The following is a 7,713-nucleotide window of genomic DNA, read 5'->3' as shown; positions in this document are numbered from 1 at the left end:
GGCGCGATGTTGGGTGCGGCCGTCAGCGCTTGTCAAGCATTTGGTTTTGTTGGCTGCAACTGGCGCTTCTGTGGGGTGTGTCAATCAGCCAATGACCCATAATGCCGCTTCTGACCTGAGATACCAGGTTGCCGAGTTTACGCGAGGGTCGCCGGACGAACGGTTTTTTGACGTTGAGGGTGACCAGCTACGCTACCTAGTTGGAAACAAGCTTGCGCCTGATTGTGCCGCGACGGATTTCCAGGATTCCAACTCGCTGTCGGCGTTTTTGCGATGTGTCGCACCCGACTTGCCGATGCCGTATCGCGAACAAGTGGCTCACGCGTCGGATAACCCTATGTCCTATCGCGTCGCAACCCGGCGATTAAATCGGACTCATTCGATTCGCATTCAATCTCAGATTAACGGGTTCCCCGTCCTCGGGAGCGTGCTAAAGCTCTATTTAGATAAGCAGGGCCAGCTGACTAGCGTTGTCGGTGGATTGAGTTCACCCGACGTCTTCAAGAACCTCGCAACGCCGCGAGAACGTTCGGCACTTATCGCACGCGTGTCTCGGTTAGTGGACGGAGAAATTGAATTGCTCGAACGATACTATGATGCCGAGCGTGGCAGCTTAGTGAGTCGTTTTGCTGATTCTCGCCATGATTCTCGAGTCTATTTCTTTGACGAAAAGCTCGATCTTCTGTTTGAGGTCTTTGACGAGGAGTATCCGAATCACGCGCTTGTCGATAAGACGGTCATTAAATCGAATTATACGAATCGGCTTCAACCCAGGACGAGCGAGAGTGCGGGCACTGTTGCATTTAGCGCAACTGCTGACGGATCGGATTGTGTGATCGAACTCGATCACGGTGCCAGTCATGCCGCGGGCGAGCCTTTGATCACAACCTGGGATCCTGTGACAAATACCTATTCCGATGTGATTAGCGGTACGGCATCGTGCAGTCAAGATGAGTTGATTTTAATTGCACCGCCGGACGATGATTTTTTAAATGTGTATTTTTGGAAGCACGATCTTGCTGTGTTTGCTAACAGTTCACTCGGGTCCTACTCGTCGTTTGTCGACTGGAAAGATCCAAAGCCGTTGAGGGTTGCGATTGTGCCTTCCGGCAATTCCCAATGTGGTAACGGCGGGTGCGCAGTGCCGAGTAAGAAGCGAAACACGGTGCAGTTGGCAAGAGATCGTGGCCAAACCCAGAATCTGTATACCATGGCCCACGAGTATGGCCATGTCGTTCACTTGATGTACGATTATCACGACACTCCATCGAACCCATTTGGTCTGGCCATCGCGGAGGGATTTGCCGACCACAACGCCCATCGCTACAACTTGTATCGTTTTTTAGAGAACGATGCGAGAGCCTTTGATACCGTGAATGCGCTGCGGTTTGGTGCTAGTGAAACCTCTGGCCACGGTCCAGATACACAGTTTGGCATCTTATCGGATGCCAGCACCGTTTACTCTGTAGACTCAGGCCCCTGCGCCAATGCCAGACAACAGCCCTATAATTGCGGGAGGGTGATAGTCGAAACGTACCGAGATCTTGCTTGGAACAAATGTCGAACGCCTTACAAGAATAGTTTAGGCGATCTGTGCCAAGTAGGGGACGACATTATTTCGTTCCCGCAGACGGATACAAGTAGTGGGGTAGTCATTAGCGACTCGATTGCCACTTCCATCGAGTTGCCGGAGCAAGAGAATCTCTTAAATCCACCTTTCCAGCCGACCGTTCCGCCTCCAAGGCAGGCGGTTCAGTTTGCCAACCAGGCCTACACTTATGCGATTACCGAACTTGAAAGGCATTGGGGGATCAATGAGTTTATGCTGCTCGTTAATCACTATTATTTTCAACTTGCCTGGGATGGGAAAATCTCATTGGATGATCACGGCCGAGTCATGACTGTGCTCAATCACCACTGTGTTGGTTTTGGCAATGGCTGCACGAGAGAACGCATTTTGCCGGCGACTAGTCTTCCAATTTTGCGCAGTATTCGATCCAACTTTTCGGACGGTTGTTCCGAAACACTCTGCCAGGAACTGCTGTTGGCCCAAGAAATGACCGCCAGTGCCAACACGGAATTTGAGACCTACAGTGAGCTTCCGACCGATGGAATCTATGTCATGCGGTACGCGGCCTTGGATTCGGCGACCGACGCGCTGAGTTTTACACTCAACATACCGCAAGCAGGTAAATACCGGCTGCAGGCGTCAGTTCGACACCAAAATCCAGGTGGCTTGCTGACTGATTACACCTCGCCGAGTGGCGGGACCGAAGCGGTTGCCGATCGCAATGGTGTGACAACGCTTGCGTTTTCCAATACCGCAGCTTGGTCGTTTGCATCATCCAGTGATTCAGATTTCGCATGGCGCGCCGGGCCAGCTATTTCGCTAACCGAGGGACCGCAGTCGCTGCGACTACGTAGTACGGGAGCGGTAGATATCGAGGCGTTGCACGTGCGGCCGATAATAGACCAAGACGGCGATGGTTGGCCCGATGCGGAGGACAATTGCGAAATGATTCCGAACGCCGCGCAGGAAGATATGGATGGCGATCAGGTTGGCGACACCTGTGATCAGGATGTGGACGGGGACAAAGCGGAGTGCGTCATGCCCGATCGCCTTACCGGATATCAATGCAACGTGGGCCTGATTGATAACTGTCCGCTCGTGCCTAATCCGAAACCTTCCGCGGATGAACCCCAGCCGGACTTCGATGGCGATGGCATCGGCGACGCGTGCGATATCGATGCAAACGGTGACGGCGTAGTGGATATTGATACGACTCTTCCACAGCTTGAGGTTGCGCCCGGGGACTAGCCGGATTGCGCCAAGAATCGTAGGGATAGTGTTCGGCGAAGAGGAACGTGCATCTGAATGCCGAAAGGAATTGGCCAGAATGTGCCGTGATCGCAGTCCGGTGATCTCGATTCAAAATTCTGCATTCCGTATTCCGTATCCCGTATTCGTATAGGATTATTCCAATGTCGCCGCAGATCGATTTTTCCAAGTGTGGGGAGTAGGACGGAGAGTAAGAAAGACAAGATAGTAATCGATAAGTCTTGCGTCGGTACGGAAACCTTTGGCCGATCTAAATCGATCCTACCGTGTTAACTTCGTATTTGTCCGTTCCCATGCACCACATACTTATAGCTCGTCAATTGCTCGGCGCCAACCGGCCCGCGTGCATGTAGCTTTCCGGTGGCGATACCAATTTCTGCTCCCATGCCAAACTCGCCGCCGTCGGCAAATTGAGTCGAGGTGTTGTGCATCACGATGGCGCTATCAACGTGATTTAAAAACGTCGCTACCGTGTCGGGTTTTTGCGCAATGATCGATTCGGTGTGGCCGGACCCGTAGCGCGCGATGTGTTCAACCGCACCGTCTACGCCGGCAACGCCTCGTACCGCTATCACCGCGGATAAAAACTCGCAGCCCCAGTCTTTGTCGTTGGCGGGTTGAACATTTTCATGTAATCCGCGCGCGAAAGCGTCGCCGCGTAGTTCACATCCGGCGTCATGCAGCGCGCTCAGTAGTTGACGATGCAGGGCCTCGTCACCGTTCGTATCCAGCAACAACGTTTCGGCTGCACCACAGATTCCTGTTCTACGCATCTTGGCGTTGACCACCACCGGAAGCGCGATCTCTTTGCGTGCGGAACGATCGACATACACATGGCAAATGCCTTCGAGATGCCCCAGCACTGGCACACGTGCGTCCTGCTGCACGCGTTCAATCAAGCGTCGACCGCCGCGCGGGACGATGACGTCAACGTTGCCATCAAGGCCGCTCAGCATCATACCGACGGCAGCGCGGTCCGTTGTTTCGACCAGCTGCACGGCGGTGGCGGGTAAGCCGTGAGCGGCCAATGCTGTCGTAATCGGCGCGTGCAGGGCGATTGATGAATGGTGGCTGTCGGAGCCACCGCGTAAGATCACCGCATTGCCGGATTTTACGGCGAGCGCCGCGGCGTCTGCGGTGACGTTGGGGCGGCTCTCATAAATGATACCGATCACACCCAGCGGTACGCGGCGGCGTTCAATAATTAGACCGTTAGGTCGCTCCCACGAATCCATTACCGCGCCGATGGGATCCGCCATTGTGGCGATGGCCGACACACTGTCGGCAATGGCGTCGATGCGTTCGGCGTCTAGCAGCAATCGATCCAGCATCGCTTCGCTCAGTCCTTTGTTCTGACCGTGGTCCAGATCTTTCGCATTGGCGATCAAGATCAACTCAGAATCGGTACGAATGGCGTCTGCTGCCGCAGCGAGCGCCTGTGCCTTGCGCTCGGCGTTGGCGCGCGCCATGGCCGCGACGGCCAAGCGGGCGCGTTGGCCGAGCTGGTTCATATAGTGTTCAAGTTCGTTCATCGGTGAGCGTTATTCCAAGGTATCGTCAGATGAGTGATTGACGGGAGAAGGATGAGATGTTGCTGATGCGTTACTGAGTGTGCATGACCAAATTGTCTCGGTGAATCACCTCCGCCGGACCATCGTAGCCTAAAGCCTCAGTCAGCGACGCGCTATGGTGGCCCTGAATACTGGCGACTTCTTTATTGCTGTATGCACTCAAGCCGCGCGCGATTTCTTGCCCGGATTCGATGCTGACACGGACGGTATCGCCACGACTAAAGTCGCCGCGCACGTCACGAACGCCTATCGCCAATAAACTACCACCGTCTCGCAACGCACTCGCTGCCCCGGCATCCACAATAATCGTGCCCTTCACATTCAGGCTCGATGCAATCCACACTTTGCGTTGCTGACGCGGCGTTTCCTGCGCAACAAAATGAGTGCACGGCGCACCATCGAGCAAGCGCTGAAAAGCGTGTGCGTGTAAGCCGTTCGCCAAGAGCAATTGACACCCTGCTGTCTGCGCGATGTCGGCCGCTTCAAGCTTGGTGCGCATGCCGCCCGAACCGTCGATCGAACCGCTGTCGCCGGCGGCGGCTCGCATCGCACGGGTGATCGTCTCGACCCGTGGCAGCAACGTGGCGGTGTCGTTCAATCGCGGATCAGCGTCGTAAAGACCGTCGATGTCGCTGAATATGATCAGGACATCTGCGGACATCATCTGCGCCACTCTGGCGGCCAGACGATCGTTGTCGCCATACCGGATCTCTGAGGTGGCAACCGTGTCATTCTCATTAATGATTGGAATAACGCCCAGTTCGAGCATGGCCTCAATGGCGGTGCGCGCATTGAGATAACGTTGCCGCTGTTCGGTGTCTTCTAAGGTGAGCAGTACCTGCGCGCAGCTCTTGCCATGGGCCTGAAACAAATCTTCGTACGTTTGCAGTAAGCGCACTTGACCGACACCTGCGACGGCTTGCTTTTGTGCGAGTGATAATTCCGATCGACGGAGATCGAGGCTGCGGCATCCCACGCCGATGGCGCCAGACGACACAATCAACACGTGCACACCATCTTGTAGCATTGGATGGATATCGTCGATCAAGCGACGTAGCCACTCACGGCGTAACGACCGATTGTCTGGGTCAATGAGCAACGACGAACCGAGCTTGATCACCACCCGTCGTGCTTGGCGAATCATTGAGGCTGTTGGGTTTTCAAACGAGTGATGCATGCGGTATGGCTTGAGGAATGATAGTGACAGGTGCCACCGTGTTTCGGTAATAACGGCGTAACAGATAAAAGAGAATGGGCAAGTGATTATACGGTAATACACCCACTAAGAAACCTAAGACGGTCGGTTGAGTGGCCCAAAGCATGGAGTTTCAGCGCGTCGAAAAAGTTCTTTGAGCGCGATCGCGTCCCTGTGCATTCACCCGGCTTTTTAGGCCGCATGACGAAATAATTACGCTTGATACAATCTTTGAGATCGGCGTACTTTAAGGTTTTGCCGTTGAGAACACGTCTCAATCTGGATTCCTATCCAGCCTCGATATTCTTGTTGCGGCACCGCCCGTTGATACGTCAACGAATGATTTGGTACGGGCTTACTGGATCGAATCGGCCGTTATCGTGCCCATTGCGTTTGCAATCGTTTTGTTGCTGGGTACGGTGGGGGCTCTGTATTCAGGCAGCACTAAGCAATAAAGACAGGTATTACTTCGCTGTGTCCATGTTACCCACGCGGAAATTCAGCGATGTTGTCTGGTCAGATTGCGAAGCAGCGTCGCCCTGGGACAGTCAGTCGGAATCCTGGAAGCGGGTGAACACCATTACTCACCAGTTCTTCATTTTCTCGGCTTTTCGGGCCGCGCCCTCGGCCGGCCGCCAGAACCAACCTTTGGTATCCCAGCACTGGGCATAGGTATAGTCGGTCGCCAATTGACGATAGGTCCTGACCGCGTCGGGGTAGCGTTGAAGTTCTTCGTACGTATTGGCCATGATGTATAGGCATGTTCCCACATCATTAAGCGCCCACAGTTCGCCGGCTGACACTTCGGGCTCAAAGGCCGATAACGTTGAGTTCATGCGCTTGCCTTCGTCGCCATGAATGTCAACGCATTTGGTCGTGTAGCCGAGAATCTTCGCGTAGTCTTTTTTCTTGTAGGCATCCCAGGCCTTTTCGAGTAGATACGCCGAGCTATAATCCCCATAGTCCAACTGTCGAGCCGCCGTTTCGAAGTATTCATCGGAGAGATCGGCGGTGGCACAACCGCTCAGGCTAAGCAAAATCGCCGCCCCGGTGATCAGGTAATTCGACAGTGCATTCATGATGAGTAACCAGCGTGTTGGAGGTTCATGACCCGAATCATACGCGGTCGTACGCCAAAAGTGTGGCTGGTGCGTCCTTCTTCGCACAGGATACGGCTACTGATACGACAGGTTTTGCCATTAACGATGGGACTCGGTCTGTTGATTTTAGGCCCTACCTCCAATCGGTACCCGCTCCCCCACGCGTTTGACCGACAACGACATCGCGCCAAACGGTCCGCGCGTCCAGCATGGCAGCGAGCGCCAGGGCAGGTAGGGGATTGTCCACTTGTGGATGCCTCCTTGTTACTATTCGGACACGACTCACTAAATAATCCTCGTATGCACATTCTTTTCTTCTTGCTGGTGTTGCTTGCCCTTATCTACCTTCCAGGATTCTGGGTGGGTAGAGTGATGAAGCGCTACAGTGAGCCCGCCGACCGGTATGGTGTGACAGGCGGCGAGGCAGCGAGGCGTTTGCTGGACTTGCATGGATTGGAATCCGTTGGCACGGAAGCGACCGACGCGGGTGATCACTATTCGCCTGATGAGAAAATGGTTCGACTGAGCGAGGCGAACTTCTCTGGAAAATCCCTGACCGCCGTTGTCGTCGCGGCTCACGAAGTCGGGCATGCTATTCAGGACGCCACCGGCTATCGAGCGTTACATTTGCGCACACAGTTGGTGCGTTTGGTTGGGCCTGTGCAGAAAGTCGGTGCGTTCTTACTGATGGCCTCACCGGTAATTGTGGCCGTAACACGCACTCCGGTGGCCGGTGGCTTGATGGTGTTGGGTGGTTTTATGACGCTCGGTACCGGAGTGCTGGTTCACTTATTAACTTTGCCAAGTGAATTTGACGCAAGCTTTGGGCGTGCGTTGCCTATGCTCGCGAAACACGATGTGTTGATTGAAGGCGATGAATTACATGCGCGCCGTTTACTGAGCGCAGCGGCGATGACTTACGTATCGGCGGCACTGATGAGCCTACTAAACGTGGCGCGGTGGTGGGCGATTCTGCGACGCTAGTTGCGATTAATATCGCGCGTCCAT

At 54.4% G+C, this 7,713-nt stretch carries 5 protein-coding genes; 2 read left to right on the top strand and 3 right to left on the bottom strand.

All coding sequences use genetic code 11. The features are described 5' to 3' along the window. Positions 1-2,818, top strand: a 2,818-nt coding sequence (locus AAF465_14430) for a thrombospondin type 3 repeat-containing protein (GenBank protein ID MEM7083922.1), incomplete at its 5' end; no start/stop codon positions are given. Between the two features lie 290 nt (positions 2,819-3,108). Here the strand turns inward: AAF465_14430 and AAF465_14425 are convergent. From AAF465_14425 to AAF465_14415, 3 genes are all read right to left on the bottom strand, one after another. Next, entirely contained in the window at positions 3,109-4,371 is a 1,263-nt protein-coding gene (locus AAF465_14425) for a glutamate-5-semialdehyde dehydrogenase (GenBank protein ID MEM7083921.1), read from the bottom strand. A gap of 70 nt (positions 4,372-4,441) precedes the next feature. Then, positions 4,442-5,587 (bottom strand): glutamate 5-kinase, encoded by a 1,146-nt coding sequence (gene proB / locus AAF465_14420; GenBank protein ID MEM7083920.1) that lies wholly within the window; start codon positions 5,585-5,587, stop codon positions 4,442-4,444. Positions 5,588-6,189: 602 nt separating this feature from the next. Next, entirely contained in the window at positions 6,190-6,684 is a 495-nt protein-coding gene (locus AAF465_14415) for a hypothetical protein (protein ID MEM7083919.1), read from the bottom strand. A 321-nt stretch (positions 6,685-7,005) separates the two neighbouring features. Here AAF465_14415 and AAF465_14410 point away from each other — a divergent pair, with 321 nt between their 5' ends. After that, positions 7,006-7,689 carry a zinc metallopeptidase gene (locus AAF465_14410; protein MEM7083918.1) on the top strand — a complete coding sequence of 228 codons (684 nt, stop codon included), beginning with the start codon at positions 7,006-7,008 and terminating at the stop codon, positions 7,687-7,689. The last annotated feature ends 24 nt before the right edge of the window (positions 7,690-7,713 follow it).

The sequence above is a fragment of the Pseudomonadota bacterium genome (genome assembly GCA_039028935.1).
Lineage (GTDB): Bacteria > Pseudomonadota > Gammaproteobacteria > Steroidobacterales > SZUA-146 > SZUA-146.
This window is presented reverse-complemented; position numbering and strand designations above follow the sequence as displayed.

What these genes read in the sequence shown, in the direction of transcription:
- AAF465_14425 (MEM7083921.1), bottom strand. Translation starts at nt 4,371, where the DNA reads ATGAACGAACTTGAACACTATATGAACCAGCTCGGCCAACGCGCCCGC.
- proB (MEM7083920.1), bottom strand. Translation starts at nt 5,587, where the DNA reads ATGCATCACTCGTTTGAAAACCCAACAGCCTCAATGATTCGCCAAGCA.
- AAF465_14415 (MEM7083919.1), bottom strand. Translation starts at nt 6,684, where the DNA reads ATGAATGCACTGTCGAATTACCTGATCACCGGGGCGGCGATTTTGCTT.
- AAF465_14410 (MEM7083918.1), top strand. Translation starts at nt 7,006, where the DNA reads ATGCACATTCTTTTCTTCTTGCTGGTGTTGCTTGCCCTTATCTACCTT.